Source organism: Streptomyces sp. NPDC002926, from assembly GCF_053591755.1.
In genome coordinates, this window is the sequence record NZ_JBSFUK010000061.1 from 1 (window position 1) to 13,402 (window position 13,402).

A 13,402-nucleotide genomic window follows, 5' to 3' on the forward strand; every position below is an offset into this window, starting at 1 on the left:
AGGCGAGCGTCTTGCCGGAGCCGGTACGTCCGCGGCCCAGAACATCCCGCCCGGCCAGCGTGTTCGGCAGCGTGGCCGCCTGAATCGGGAACGGCTCGTTCATGCCGAGGCTGGTGAGCGTCTTCAGCAGCTCGGCCGGCATGTCCAGTTCGCCGAAGGTCGCGGCCGCGGGGAGGGCCGGGGTGATGGTGACGGGCAGCGCGAACTCCCCCTGCACCGCGGCGGGACGGCGTCCGTGGCCGCCGGAGCGGTTGCCGGGGCGGCTCTGGCCCTGCGGGCGGAAACGGGCGCCCCGGTCGGAACCGGCGGATCCGCCCCTGCGGGGGTTGGAGTAGCGGTCGTTCGTGCGAGCTGAGCGGTTCATGCAGAACCTTCCTCGATATGGCACGTATCGAGGAATTCTCGGCAGCAATGAGCGCCACGGAATTGCAAGAACGAGCCGAATAAAAGACTGGAACGAAACCGGCCGCACCGGTGCGGAATATAGCGACGATGCCCGGCTTCACACTGCCGGGAATCCACCGGATGGGGCGGGTGGGCCGTACAGGGACGCGAGCGGACCTATTTCCGGCCGAAGCCATGCACGCAGAACAACAGTGCACGGCCTGATATCACGCATACAGGGAAATGCCATAACGGCACCTCGGGCATCCCTGCGAACAGCAACGAGCCGGGGCCCGCACCGCAAGGTGCCGACCCCAGCTGCGTCGCACGCTTTCAGCGTCAGGCAGGAACGATGTTCTCCGCCTGCGGGCCCTTCTGGCCCTGCGTGACGTCGAAGTTCACCTTCTGACCTTCCTGCAGCTCACGGAAGCCCTGGGTGGCGATGTTCGAGTAGTGGGCGAAGACGTCGGGGCCGCCGCCGTCCTGCTCGATGAAGCCGAAACCCTTTTCCGCGTTGAACCACTTCACGGTGCCAGTAGCCATGTCAAAATCTCCTTTGGGGCAGTACTCGGAGTCCACACTGTGCGAACCCCGACGTCGCCGCGATGATTACCCCGTCCGGAAAACAGCACCGGAAATACAAAAGTGCCCGATGGCTTAAAGCCATACGAAGCACTTGAAGTGTCAATGGGAACCACAACTGCAAGTGGGATCAAGAGTAGCACGGTGCAAGCATCCGGAGCACGGCAAGTACTACCATTTCGCCCGTGACGCCAGGGACCCGCATCACACACTGCGTAAATTTCTGAAGCTGCGGCAGCAGATATCAGCTCCCGCGGAGCGTGGCGCAGAAGCAGGGCAGGGCGGGGCCACGGCTCATCGGGCAAGTCGTGAGCCACATCCCCCGTCGCTGCGTGCTTGTTCCGTACCGCTCGCGGCCTCCGGGATCGGCCATCTCCCCGGTCGGCCGAGGAAGCTCAGGCCTGCCGGTCCCGGTTGTCGCGGTTGGTGTCCGCCGGACTCCGTCAGGGCGATCCTCAGTCAGCCGTCAGCGCGGAGGGCAGCCAGATCCGTACCGGGCAGGTGGATCCAGCCCTCCTGCCGGGCGGCCGCGCGCTCGTCCGGCGAACGCGGCCACCGAGTGTCCCCGATCAGGACGGCGCGAGCGACCAGGGCGCAGAGCAACGCGTCCAGATGGTCGTGGCTGTCGACACACTGCCCGCGCACCGGCTCGGGGAGCGCCACCCCCAATCCCGCCTCGACCGAGCGGACGATGTGCTCCCGGGCGGCACGCGCTGCGGGCGTGGCGCTCTTGTAGCTACCGGCACGGTGGATCCCCCACCGCCGCAGTGCGGCAGCGGGGTAGACCTCGGCAATCGGTCCCGACCCGTCCCGGGGCACGGGGACTCCGGTCGCCGCGAGTCCATCCAGCAGATAAGCCGCTCGCAGCGCCACGACGCCCAGAAGATCGGTGGACACCGACAGCGGAGGCCGCATCGAGGTCGCCTTCCATGTGAGGTCGTCGGTGACCCTGAATCGCAGCGCATCCAGACCGGGCCTCCCGTCCGCACGCTCCTCGAACCTGACGGCAGGCGGCAGCCGCTCGCCCCGGTGGTGGGCCAGGACCGTTGCCACAAAGCTCGACGGCCAGCCAAGAGGGCAGTCGAGGCCTGTCTTGTCGGCAGCCCGGACAACCGCCAGCAGACCCTCGTCCCCCTCGGGCACGACGAACTCCACCGCCAAGCCTTCTCCGCCACCCCAGAGCACCCGGCACACAGCCGTACGCCGTGCGCTCGCGGCAAGGTCGACCCCGACCGTGACCGCCTGTCGTTGCCTCATGCCGCGATCCTCCCGCAGCAGGGCGGCAGACACCGCACCCGGGCGCTACGTGCAATGCCGGACCGGCGGGACAAGCTCCGTCCGGGAACCGGGAACCGGGAACCGGGGCCCGGCCGCGGTGCGGCACCGGCCGCCCTGCCCTTGCCCCGGCCGAGCTCGCGCCGATGCCCGACGATCGGGCCGGACGGCTCGATCTCTCCCACATCGCGGAGCGCGAGCCGGAAGCAACCGCGGTCACCAGCGGTGCGACGAGCGGACATCGCTACTCCTTGTCAGAACCCGGCTTCGTCAGCGATTCGGCATGCCTTGTCCACGAGCGCATCGACGCGTTCCACGGTGGGCGTGCCCGTCGCGCTCTTGTTTCTCGGTTCATCGATGGCTCGCCTCATCACGCCCTCGGCAATCACAGCCACCTTCCACAGGCCCAGCACGTGCCAGAATTTCAGTGCCGCCGGGTCCCGGCCTGTCTCGGTCAGATACGTCTGAGCGAGCTCGGCACGGCCCGGGAAGCCTTCGAGGACGGAGGCGGCGAAATCGCCCCCGGTCTCCTCCTCCCCCGGTTCCGGCCAGTACGCCAGCAGGCTGCCCATGTCCGCCAGCGGATCCCCCAGCGTCGACAGCTCCCAGTCGAGCGCCGCGGTCACCTCCCCGCTGTCGTAGGAGGTGATGACGTTGCGCAGATGGAAGTCGCCGTGTACGAGCGTCAGTTCGCGCTGCTCCGGGACGGCCGCGGCAAGGCGCCGGGTGAGGTCCTCGAGGGCGGGCAGCTCGCGGGTCCTGGACTTCTCCCACTGGCCCGACCACCGCTTCAGCTGACGCTGCGCATACGGCTTGTGGCCGGCCAGACCGGTCAGCCCGGTCGCCCCGAGATCGACCGCGTGGATCTTCGCCAGCGTCCGCGGCAACGACATCCCGATCGCCCGGCGGCGCTCGGGCGTCAACGACTGCGCGATCGACATCCTGTCGACCACCTGGCCGTCCACGAACTCCATGAGAAGCAGCGGGACATCGGTCACCGCAGGATCACCGGTCAGCCCGAGCACCCGTGGGGTCGGGACGGCGGTGCCCTCCAGCGCGGTCAGAATCCGCGCCTCGCGGGCCACGTCGTGCGCCGAAGCCAACAGGTGACCCAGCGGTGGGCGCCGCAGCACCCACCTGCGGCCGTCCCGGTCCCGTACCAGGTAGGTCAGATTCGACTGGCCGAGCCCGATCCGGTCGAAGGTCAGCGGCCGGGCGAAGTCGACGCCGAGAGTCACGAACCAGCGGCTCACCGCCTCGGCGTCGATTCCGACGAGGTCGGCGCTAGACACCTGTGCCGGCCCCTTGCCCGAACGGGAGCACGTCACCGAGCAGTTGCCCGCCGTCGATCACCAGGGGCTCACCGGTGAACCGACTCGCGGCGTCCCGGCCGAGAAGGGAGACCTCCGCGGCGACGGCCCGGGGGATCGCCGGCCCGATACCGCGCGAGGCGCCGGTGACGACCGCGGTGCGACCGGTGAGACCGGGTCCTGCCATGTCAGCTCACCGCTGCCGTGGCCGCGTCGCGGTACTGCCGCAGTTCCTGTCTGGCGATGGCCCTCTTGTGGACCTCGTCGGGACCGTCCGCCAGCCGCAACGTCCGCAGATGCGCGTACATCATGGCCAGCGGGAAGTCGTCGGTCACTCCGGCTCCCCCGTGCACCTGGATCGCGCGGTCGATGATCTTCAACGCGATGTTCGGGGCGGCCACCTTGATGGCCGCGATCTCGGTGCGCGCTTCCTTGTTCCCGACCGTGTCCATCAGATGCGCGGCCTTGAGCGTGAGCAGGCGGATCATCTCGATGTCGATCCGCGCTTCCGCGATCCAGTCCTGGACATTGGACCGTTCGGCAACCGGACGACCGAAGGTCACCCGTGACTGCGCGCGCCGGCACATCAGCTCCAGTGCCCGCTCGGCCGCGCCGATCGCCCGCATGCAGTGGTGGATACGACCGGGCCCGAGGCGGGCCTGGCTGATCGCGAAGCCCTCGCCCTCACCCTTGAGGATGTCCTTGGCCGGCACGCCCACATTCTCGAAGGTGATCTCCGCGTGGCCCTCGCGATCGGCGTACCCGAAGACCGGGAGGTTCCGGATCACGGTGACCCCGGGGGCGTCGATGGGGACGACCATCATCGACTGCTGGCGATGCGGGACCGCCGTGGGGTCGGTCTTGCCCATCACGATGAGCACCTTGCAGTTCTTGTGCATCGCGTTCGAGGCGAACCACTTGCGGCCGTTGAGGATGTACTCGTCGCCGTCGCGCTCCATGCGCAGCTCGATGTTGGTGGCGTCGGAACTGGCCACGGCCGGCTCGGTCATCGCGAAGGCCGAGGCCATGGTGCCCTCGAGCAGCGGCCCCAGGTACTTCTCCCTGTGCTCCTCGGTGCCGAAGAGGGTGAGCACCTCCATGTTCCCGGTGTCCGGGGCATTGCAGTTGCACGCTTCCGAAGCGATGTGGCTGCGTCCCATGATCTCCGCCAGTGGCGCGTACTCGAGGTTGGTGAGTCCGGGCCCCCACTCGGGATGCGGGTGGAAGAGGTTCCACAGTCCCCGCCGACGGGCCTCGGCCTTGAGCTCCTCGAGGATCGGGGGCTGGAAGTGCGGGTCACCCGACGCGCGCATCTGCTCGTCGTACACCGCCTCAGCGGGGTAGATGTGCGAATCCATGAAGTCGAGCAGATCCGCCTGGTACTTCTTGGCGCGGTCCGAGGTCTCAAACAGCGACATTTGAACTCCTGATGGGTAGGGAGGGAAAATTCGGTGGGCGCCTGTCGAGGTGACTGGCCACGCCTTCGACGAGATCGGCCCCGCGGAAGGCCTGGAGCATGACGCCGGAGACCTCGCCGACCGCCTGCAGCCGCTGGAGGTCGGCGCCGGCGCGGAATCCGCGTCCGGCGCCGGTGACCACGACGGCGCGTAGGTCCGGGTCGTCCTCGGCGGTGTCGAGCAGCGTGAAGTAGCGGTCTTCGAGTTCGTCGGTCCAGGCGTTCGGCCTGGCGGGCCGGTTGAACGTGAGTACCAGTACGGGCCCGCGATGTTCGGCGAGGACGAGTTCATCCGGCGCGCCGGTCATGCCTGCGCCAGCAGGGAGTTCTGGTAGCGGCGCATCCCGCGCAGCCACCGGTCGTAGTCCGAGCCCTTGTTCCGGTACATGTCCAGAACCTCTTCGTGCGGCAGGATCAGGAAGCGCTCGTCCTCGATCGCGGCGAGGACGGCACCGGCGACCTCGGCCGGCTCGAGGACGTCACCCGCGGACGTGACGGCTCGCGTGGCCGCTTGCCCCAGGGCGTCCCCGGAGTCCTTCCCCGAGTACAGCATCCTGGTGTTCACCCCCATCGGACACAGACAGCTGACATGGACCCCGCGATCGCCATGGGTGACGCTCAGCCATTCGGCGAAGCCGACGGCCGCGTGCTTGGTGACGGCGTACGTGGCGGAGCCGATCTGGGTGAGCAGCCCGGCCGCCGAGGCGGTGCTGACGAAGTAGCCCTCGCCGCGCTCGAGCCACCGCGGCACCAGCAGCGTTGCCGCGCGGATGTGGGCTCGCAGGTTCACGTCGATCGAGAGGTCCCAGTCCTGCTCGCTCGCGTCGAGGCCGGGTGCCCCGGCGATACCCGCGTTCGCGAAGTAGAGGTCGACCGGACCGAACGCGCTCTCCGCCAGATCGATCAACTGCTGGATCTGCGCGGTCTCCGACACGTCCGCGCCGGCGCTCACGGTGCTGCCCGGATGGTCGGCGTTGACCGACTCCGATACCGCCCGCGCGGTGTCCGCATCAAGGTCCGCGACGACGATCCGGGCACCTTCGCGAGCGAGCCGTGCGACCAGCGCGCCGCCGATGCCGCCTCCGCCACCGGTGACGATGGCGACTCTCTGTGCAACGTTCACAGCGAACCCTCTCCATGGGCGGGGCGTGCGGTGCCGGGCACGGTCCCCCGAGACGGTGCGACCGTGGCCTCCGCCCACTTGTATAGTTGAATCCGACGTCAAGTTCAACTACCTGGGACGCATCACCACGCGCAGCAGGTCGCCTTGCCCCCTGGACTGCGAACAGAGAATTCACGGTGGACGTCGCCGCACTTTCGTCCGCCCCAGGTGTAGGAGCGGCCCACCGGAACAAGGCACCGCCCGGCGCCTCGTCGTTTCACCTGCTGACGTCCGACGGCTGCGCCCTGAGCCGTCGACGACAGCTACGGCCAGGTATCGTTCCCCGGCCGCCGACCGGTCGGCTCACCCATCCGCCTGCGCGCGACGTCACACCGGTGGAGGAGACGTCACACCGGTGGGGAGGAGAGGAGAAGATCCGCGGCGGCGGTCTCCGCCCCGGCCTGCGCTACTGCCGGATCAGGGTCAGCGGTGGCCGGGGAACCGCAGGGCGTTCGCCCAGAGCCGGGTGACCGTGGAAACGAGTTCCTCGAAGGCCGCCGGCGTACCTTCTTCTTGCCCAACGCCTCGCGCGAAGGCGTTGTAGGCCATGACGCTGACCATGCCCGACAGCGCGCGGGAGGCCAACATCGGATCGACCTCACGGTCGGCGACACCCCGCGCCTGCAGGTCGGCGATGCCGCGGGCGTTGCGGCTGATGAACGCATCCGTGCGCCGGGTCCGGAACTCACGGAACTCCGGCTCCACCTGTGCGACCTGCTCGAGCAGTGCCATCAGCTTCGCGTTCCGCCTATACGCCTCGAGATACGCGCGATTGCTCGCCTCGAGTACCGCATATGGATCGTCGGTACCCTGCACCCGGCCCATGCCGGGGTGCATCATGTCCTCCTGCGCCTCCAGCAGGACGGCGGCAAGCACCTCTTCCTTGTTCGCGAAGTAGGTGTAGAAGGATCCCGCCGCGCAGTGGGCCTCTTTGGCGATGTCGATCAGGCGGGTGTCGAGGTAGCCGTCCCTCTCGAACACCTTCCGCGCGGCCGTCACCAAAGCGGCCCGTGTCCGAGCTCCGCGCTTCGTCGTCGGCGGCTCGCGAAGTGACGAGAGGGGCGCCATCGGCGGTGCCTTCTCGCTGTAGATCTCCTCGGGCGCGGTGGTATCCATCGCCGAAAGGTTACTTGAATCCGACACCGGAGTCACAAATTCGCCAAGCGCGCGCAGGCCGCCGGGGCCGACCTCGCCCACGTGGCCGGACACGTCTCGTCCGCCGACGGCTGTTCGGCTACCGGCGGGCGGGTGCGTCGCCGGGCGAGGGGTCGCGAGTCAGCTCCGTACGGTCGATGGAACGCTTGAGGATCTTCCCGCTAGGACCCTTGGGCAGCTCGTCGACGAACCGGATGATCCGCGGGATCTTGTAGGCGGACAGTCTCTCCCGTGTCCAGCTCGACACCTCGGCGGCACCGAGCTCCGAACCCGGCCGGGCAGCGATGAGCGCGGCCACCTCCTCGCCGTAGTGGTCGTCGGGAACGCCGATCACGGCTGCCTCGATGATGTCCGGGTGCTCGTAGAGAACTTCCTCGACCTCACCGGGGTAGACGTTGTAGCCACCGCGGATGATCAGGTCCTTGATCCGGTCGACGATGCGCAGGTCGCCGTCCGTGTCCGTTTCGCCCAGGTCGCCGGTCCGGAACCAGCCGTCGGGCGAGATCGCCGCGGCGGTGTCCTCGGGGCGGTTGAAGTAGCCGCGCATCACCGTGGGTCCCTTGATGTGGACCTCGCCGACGGTACCCGGCGGACACTCGTTGCCTTCGAAGTCACGCACCTGGATCTGCAGCCGCGGGACCGCCCGCCCGGTGTACCCGGTCTTGCCGCCGCGGTCGATGTCGTTGAAGGTGCCGAACGCGGTGGTCTCGGTGAGCCCATAGCCTTCGAGGATGGTGCAGCCGAACCGGGCCTCGAACGCCCGGGCGATCTCCCCGGGCAGCGAGGCTCCGCCGGAGACGGCGACACGGAGCTGGGCGAAGTCCGCCGGGTTCGCATCAACCGCCGCGTGCAGCATCGCGTTCCACATGGTCGGTACGCCGGCCATGATGGTGAGCCGGTCGCGGCGCAGCATCTCCAGCATCGACGCCGGGTCGAATCGGGCCAGCAACGACATCGAACCGCCCGCGGTCAAGGTCGCCATCATGACGGACGCCTGGCCGAACACATGGAACAGCGGGAGTCCGGTGCCGGTGCGGTCGGCGCTCGATCCGCGGCTGCACTCGGCACCGATCTCCCCGGCGGACAACAGGTTCCCCACCGTGAGCTGGGCGCCCTTCGGCCGCCCTGTCGTACCCGAGGTGTACAGGATGGCCGCGGTCTCGTCGCCGTCCCGGTCGACCACGGGGACGGAGCCGGCATCGGTGACATTCGCGCCCGGGGACAGCGTCCAGGAGGGCAGCTTGAGCGTCGTTGCCGCCTCGGCGACGGCGGGGCCGAGGGCGTGCCATGCGATCGCCAACGAGCACCCGGCGTCGCCGAGGACGTACTCGGCCTCGGCCCGGGTGGACATCGTGTTGACCGGCACCACGACGCAGCCCGCGGCCTGGATCCCGAGGTAGGCCACCACGAACTCGGGCACCGACGGCGCCGCCAGCAGCACCCGGTCGCCCGGGGACAGGCCGGCGGTGGCCAGGGCGCCCGCGTACCGAACGCTCGCGTCGTGCAGTTGCCGGTAGGTCCACTGATCCGCGCCGTCGCGCAGCGCGATGTTGTCGGGAGTTGCGGCCGCGTGGCGGCAGACCGGGTCGAAAACACTGGCCATGGGCGGTGCCCTCCGGGGATGTGAGCAGCTGATGCGGTACGGGTCCCCCTCGCCCGCCAGTAGAATTGAATCCGACCTCAACTTCAAGCCATGTGCCGGGGGAAATGGCGGGGACGTGCATTCGCCCGGGCGTCCGGCCGTGGTCACCGGCGAGGCCGTCCACGAACCGCGTACGGACGTTCATCCGGAAGGGATTCGGCCGGCGGCGCGACTCGAAGGGGAGCGCAGGCGTCCCGCCGGGCAGGCAGAGGTGGTACCGAAGCGCGTGAGCCCGCACTTGGCGGGCGCGAGCATCGCGCCGCCCGCGGGCGGCGCCGGTCCCGGGCATGACCGTTCTCCCGCGCCGGCCTCCCATCGATCGGCCGGCCGGTCAGGTCGATCGGTCAGATCGGCCGGCCGGTCAGGCGGTGATCCTGAAGCGTTCGGCGAGTTGGCGGCGGGTGTCGGCGGCATCGGTGTGCAGCACACCCCCGATTCCGATTCGCGCCGCTCCGTCGAGGTTCTGACGCAGATCGTCGATCATGACTGCCTCCTCGGGGGTGACGCCGAGTCGCTCACATGCGATCGCGTAGATCCGCCGGGAGGGCTTGCGGATCCCGACCTCGGCGGAGATGACGACCGCGTCGGCCACGGCGTCGAGGTCGACGCCGTCGTAGGTTCCGTTCCCGAACGAATTGGACACCAGCGCCACGGGGCAGCCCGCGGCGCGAAGATCACCGAGCAGCGCGAGCATGTCCTGGTCGATCGACATTCCCGCTTGCATCCGGGCCGTGAGCCCCTCGGCGGATACGTCAGCGCCGTGGGCACGGAGACGTTCGGCGAATCCTCGCTCGAAGGCCTCCGCGTCGATACGGCCGCACTCGTGGTCGGCCAGGAGAGCCCGTGACGGCTGGTCCCGGCCGAGGAGTTCCAGCGGCAGGCGCGGGTCGCCGCCGAGTGAGGCGCCGAAGTCGGTGAAAGCCCGCAACACACTGGAGGTGATGACCCCGCCGAAGTCCACAAGGACCGCGGTTCGGGCCTTTTCCACCACGTTCGACACCGTATTCACACCCTCTCTCATGGCCGGCCTCGCACCGGCCGTGGCGACGGCAGCCGTGGTCGGCGACTCCCCCGAGGACCTGAGCGACCTCGAACAGCCCGACCGAGTCGCTCGGCCTCCGATCGTTGTATAGTTGAATTCGACGTCAAGTTCAACCAGCTCGCGCGGGGAGGGCGGCTCGCGGCTGCCGTTGCGGGAAATGCGCGCGCTCTCGCTCTTGACAATCGCCTTCCACGGCTCAAGGCTGACCGACCAGTCGGTATGAAGGGGCGGATCGTGACCGAGCTGAGCATCTCCACTCCTGCGGGCGTGTTCGACGCGATCGTGGCGGGTCCGCCCGAGGGCCGCCCGGTGCTGCTGCTCCACGGCTTCCCACAGACGCGGCTGGTGTGGCAACGGCAGATCGCGGAACTGGCCGCGCACGGTTACCGGGTGGTGGCACCCGACCAGCGTGGGTACTCCCCCGGGGCCCGCCCCGAACGGCCCGAGGACTACCGCATCAGCGTCCTGGTCGACGATGTTGTCGCGATCACGGAGGCACTGGGCTGCGCTTCGTTCGACCTGGTCGGCCACGACTGGGGAGGCGCGGTGGCATGGTGGACCGCCGATGCCCACCCCGGCCGCGTACGCACCCTGACGGTGGTCTCGACCCCGCACCCCGGCGCTCTGGCCACCACCTTGCGTACCGACCAGGACCAGCGCGAACGATCGCAGTACATGATCGCCTGGCGTGAAACGCCCGCGACCGAAGAGCGCATGCTCGCAGGCGATGCCGAAGCACTTCGCGCCACGTACGCCGGAAAGGTCCCGCAGGCCAGCGCCGAGGCCTATGTGCGGCACCTGTCCCGGCCGGGTGCTCTCACCGCGGCGCTGAACTGGTACCGGGCCGGCCGTCCCGACGGCACGATCGGCGTCATCGACGTGCCCACGCTGTACGTCTGGAGCACCCAGGACAGCGCGTTCGGCCAGGCGGCCGCGCGGGAGACCGGGCAGTGGGTCAACGGGCCGTACCGGTTCGAGACTCTCCAGGGCGTCAGCCACTGGATCCCCGAGGAGGCACCCGAGGCGCTGAGCCGCCTGCTGCTCGAACACCTGCGAGCGCACGGCGAGTACGGAACCACGGCGGACACCCCGTCGGCCGACTCTCAGAAGAGGTGACCCATGAAGACAGCGCGAGCAGCCTGGCGCCGGCTCGAGCCCGTACACGGCATGATCTACTTCGCCCCCGAGGGAAGGCGACGGTACGCGGACCTCGGACTGAGCGGTCGCGCCGGGTACTTCGCCTCCCGGAGCGCCGCCTTCGGCCGAGCCTCCGCCGAGCTGGTCATCTCGACCTTCTACAACTTCAACCCCGGTCTCGTACGGAAGGCGGTCGACGGGGTCTGGGAGGCGGCGACACCGCAGCAGGTGCTGGACGCGCGGCACGCCGCCGCGAGCGAGGCCCTGCGACGGGCCGGGATCCACGAACTCCCCGCTTTGGACGAGGTCCTGGCGCTGACCCGCACGGCCGCCGAGGCGGCCTGCGAACACCCGCAGGGCCGACCGCTGTTCGCCGCGCACGCCGCCCTGCCCTGGCCGGAGGAGCCGGTACTGCAGCTGTGGCACGCCCAGACGCTGCTCCGGGAGTTCCGTGGAGACGGCCATGTCGCGTGCTTGCTGAGCGAGGGTGTGGGGGGCTTGGAGGCCCTGGTTCTGCACGCTGCCACCGGTGAGGTTCCCGTCGACTTCCTCAAGGCAAGCCGCGCATGGCCCGAGGAGGAGTGGGCCGACACCGAGGAGCGCCTGCGCACACGAGGTCTCCTCGACGGCGACTCCCTCAGCCCGGAAGGCGTACGCCTGCGCCGGCACATCGAGGACCGCACCGACCGCCTGACCCTGCCCGCCTACGCCGCCCTGGGTGACGCCGACTGCGAACGTCTCGCCGAACTGGCGAGCCCCTTCGGCCGCGCCGTCATCGAAGCCGGGCTCCTCAAGATCGGCTGAGCGCGCGCTGAACGCCCCCTCCGCTTCCGCTCGTTCTGCTCGAACCGGGCGGCCATGGCCTCGGAGAGGGCACGCCGTCGCGGGCTCGAGAGGGGGCTGGGCCACCTTGGCTCATCCGTCCGGGCAAGCCTCGAGGCACGTCCGGCCGACCGAAGAACAGGGCTGCCTCGGAAGGAGCGTTGGGCATACGCAACGGCTGCCCGCATGCGTGCGGGCAACCGAAGCCGTCCGCAGCACTGCAGTGCAGGCCACCCGCCCCCCCTGTGGGAGGCCATGAAACGGATGCTGTGCCAACAGGGCGTGTGGTCCTGGACGCCATCCTCCTGATTCGACGCGGACGCGCAGTCCGCCCGGGCGTAGGCTTCGCTCAGCATGGACGCGACGGGGGGCGGAGCACATGACGGCTGGGTCGACACAGGCTGAGTCAGCACAGAGGTGGGGGTCGACCCTCGATTCGGTCGTGGTGTACGCGCAGGGCGCCGTCTGCCGCCGCCTGGCCCGGGGCAGCGTGCCGCCTGACGGCCGGGTGCGGGTGACGGGACTGCCCCGCTCGCTGGACCCGGGCTCGCTGCGGGCCCGTGTCCTGGGTGCCCCCGGGGCGCGCGTCACCGAGGCCCGGGTGGAGGTCGAGGCCGAGCCACTCCGCGCGGGCACGCCCGATGAGTTGCGGCGCGAGGTCGAGCGGCTGAGCGACGAGTACGCGGCGGCGCGGGGACGCCGGGACCGACAGCTGAGCCTGATCGAGGAGGTCCGGGCGCTCCACCCGGTCCCACCTGCCCGCAGGCGCGAGGACCCGCACCGCCGCACCCCAGTCGACACGTGGCTGGAGCTCGCCGACTTCGTCGAAGAGCGGCTGACGGGACTGCACAACCGCCTCGTCGAACTGGAGGAGGCACTGCGCAACGTCGAGCACGAGCTCACCGTCGCCGCCGACAGGCTTGCCCGCGCCTCCACCGACGCGCCGTCAGCGCATGTGGAGACCACGGTCTGCGCGGTCCTGACCCTCGACGGCACCGGTGACTCGGAGGTGGAGCTGGAGCTGGAATACGGGGTGCCGGGCGCCGTCTGGGTGCCGGCCTACCGTCTCACTCACCGTCAGGGCGACGGCAGCGGCCGTCTGTTGCTGCGCGCCTCGGTCGCCCAGCGGACCGGCGAGGACTGGACCGGTGTGCGCATCGCCCTGGCCACCGCCGATCTCCGGCGCCGCACCGACCTTCCGAGGCTCCGCTCGATCCGGATCGGACGCAGTCAGCCCGCCCCCGTGCCTTCTGGCTGGCGCGAGCCCCCGGCCGGGCTCGTCGACCTGTTCTCCGGGTACGACGCGGCAGGCCCCGGCCCGGCCACGACCACGGCTGTCGCGGCCGGCACCGCGCCCGTGGGTGCCGCGGGCGGCTCCGCGTCCGGTCCCGTTCCGCCACCGCCGCCTCCCCCGCCGCCGGCACCGCAGGGCTAC

The 13,402-nt window shown here is 69.7% G+C and carries 14 protein-coding genes; 3 read left to right on the forward strand and 11 right to left on the reverse strand.

Annotated features, from left to right (window positions below):
• The 11 genes from ACWDZ6_RS32850 to ACWDZ6_RS32900 all read right to left on the reverse strand — a co-directional run.
• On the reverse strand, window positions 1–364 hold a 364-nt coding region (locus tag ACWDZ6_RS32850; RefSeq protein ID WP_451505745.1), incomplete at its 3' end, for a DEAD/DEAH box helicase.
• 359 nt (window positions 365–723) lie between these two features.
• Window positions 724–927, reverse strand: coding sequence for a cold-shock protein (locus ACWDZ6_RS32855; protein ID WP_165245126.1), 204 nt, complete (start codon window positions 925–927; stop codon window positions 724–726).
• Between the two features lie 498 nt (window positions 928–1,425).
• Window positions 1,426–2,223 carry a DUF429 domain-containing protein gene (locus tag ACWDZ6_RS32860; protein ID WP_451505746.1) on the reverse strand — a complete coding sequence of 266 codons (798 nt, stop codon included), beginning with the start codon at window positions 2,221–2,223 and terminating at the stop codon, window positions 1,426–1,428.
• A gap of 272 nt (window positions 2,224–2,495) precedes the next feature.
• Window positions 2,496–3,533: a phosphotransferase family protein gene (locus tag ACWDZ6_RS32865; protein ID WP_451505747.1), complete on the reverse strand. Its 1,038-nt coding sequence runs from the start codon at window positions 3,531–3,533 to the stop codon at window positions 2,496–2,498.
• Window positions 3,526–3,738 (reverse strand): hypothetical protein, encoded by a 213-nt coding sequence (locus ACWDZ6_RS32870; RefSeq protein WP_451505748.1) that lies wholly within the window; start codon window positions 3,736–3,738, stop codon window positions 3,526–3,528. Before ACWDZ6_RS32870 ends, ACWDZ6_RS32865 begins: the two co-directional genes overlap by 8 nt.
• 1 nt (window position 3,739) lies before the next feature.
• Window positions 3,740–4,969 carry an acyl-CoA dehydrogenase family protein gene (locus tag ACWDZ6_RS32875; RefSeq protein WP_451505749.1) on the reverse strand — a complete coding sequence of 410 codons (1,230 nt, stop codon included), beginning with the start codon at window positions 4,967–4,969 and terminating at the stop codon, window positions 3,740–3,742.
• The gene (locus ACWDZ6_RS32880) at window positions 4,956–5,315 is read right to left on the reverse strand and encodes an enoyl-CoA hydratase-related protein (protein ID WP_451505750.1); all 360 of its coding nucleotides are present in this window, start codon (window positions 5,313–5,315) and stop codon (window positions 4,956–4,958) included. The genes ACWDZ6_RS32875 and ACWDZ6_RS32880 overlap by 14 nt, the downstream gene beginning before the upstream one ends.
• Window positions 5,312–6,130 carry an SDR family oxidoreductase gene (locus ACWDZ6_RS32885; RefSeq protein WP_451505751.1) on the reverse strand — a complete coding sequence of 273 codons (819 nt, stop codon included), beginning with the start codon at window positions 6,128–6,130 and terminating at the stop codon, window positions 5,312–5,314. The genes ACWDZ6_RS32880 and ACWDZ6_RS32885 overlap by 4 nt, the downstream gene beginning before the upstream one ends.
• Window positions 6,131–6,592: 462 nt before the next feature.
• Window positions 6,593–7,285 carry a TetR/AcrR family transcriptional regulator gene (locus ACWDZ6_RS32890; protein WP_451505752.1) on the reverse strand — a complete coding sequence of 231 codons (693 nt, stop codon included), beginning with the start codon at window positions 7,283–7,285 and terminating at the stop codon, window positions 6,593–6,595.
• Between the two features lie 118 nt (window positions 7,286–7,403).
• A complete protein-coding gene (locus tag ACWDZ6_RS32895) occupies window positions 7,404–8,927 on the reverse strand; it encodes a class I adenylate-forming enzyme family protein (RefSeq protein ID WP_451505753.1) in 1,524 nt (507 codons plus the stop codon).
• 400 nt (window positions 8,928–9,327) lie between these two features.
• On the reverse strand, window positions 9,328–9,957 hold the full coding sequence (locus ACWDZ6_RS32900) for an HAD family hydrolase (protein ID WP_451505754.1): 630 nt from the start codon (window positions 9,955–9,957) through the stop codon (window positions 9,328–9,330).
• Between the two features lie 285 nt (window positions 9,958–10,242).
• On the opposite strand from ACWDZ6_RS32900, the gene ACWDZ6_RS32905 reads away from it, so the two are divergent.
• From ACWDZ6_RS32905 to ACWDZ6_RS32915, 3 genes are all read left to right on the forward strand, one after another.
• Window positions 10,243–11,124, forward strand: coding sequence for an alpha/beta fold hydrolase (locus ACWDZ6_RS32905; protein WP_451505755.1), 882 nt, complete (start codon window positions 10,243–10,245; stop codon window positions 11,122–11,124).
• Window positions 11,125–11,127: 3 nt separating this feature from the next.
• A complete protein-coding gene (locus ACWDZ6_RS32910; RefSeq protein WP_451505756.1) occupies window positions 11,128–11,949 on the forward strand; it encodes an SCO6745 family protein in 822 nt (273 codons plus the stop codon).
• Window positions 11,950–12,346: 397 nt separating this feature from the next.
• On the forward strand, window positions 12,347–13,402 hold a 1,056-nt coding region (locus ACWDZ6_RS32915), incomplete at its 3' end, for a DUF4139 domain-containing protein (RefSeq protein WP_451505757.1).

Bases quoted from the DNA above. Each gene is read 5' to 3' on its own strand.
- ACWDZ6_RS32870 (WP_451505748.1), bottom strand. From the start codon at position 3,738: ATGGCAGGACCCGGTCTCACCGGTCGCACCGCGGTCGTCACCGGCGCC.
- ACWDZ6_RS32875 (WP_451505749.1), bottom strand. From the start codon at position 4,969: ATGTCGCTGTTTGAGACCTCGGACCGCGCCAAGAAGTACCAGGCGGAT.
- ACWDZ6_RS32910 (WP_451505756.1), top strand. From the start codon at position 11,128: ATGAAGACAGCGCGAGCAGCCTGGCGCCGGCTCGAGCCCGTACACGGC.
- ACWDZ6_RS32855 (WP_165245126.1), bottom strand. From the start codon at position 927: ATGGCTACTGGCACCGTGAAGTGGTTCAACGCGGAAAAGGGTTTCGGC.
- ACWDZ6_RS32860 (WP_451505746.1), bottom strand. From the start codon at position 2,223: ATGAGGCAACGACAGGCGGTCACGGTCGGGGTCGACCTTGCCGCGAGC.
- ACWDZ6_RS32880 (WP_451505750.1), bottom strand. From the start codon at position 5,315: ATGACCGGCGCGCCGGATGAACTCGTCCTCGCCGAACATCGCGGGCCC.
- ACWDZ6_RS32895 (WP_451505753.1), bottom strand. From the start codon at position 8,927: ATGGCCAGTGTTTTCGACCCGGTCTGCCGCCACGCGGCCGCAACTCCC.
- ACWDZ6_RS32890 (WP_451505752.1), bottom strand. From the start codon at position 7,285: ATGGATACCACCGCGCCCGAGGAGATCTACAGCGAGAAGGCACCGCCG.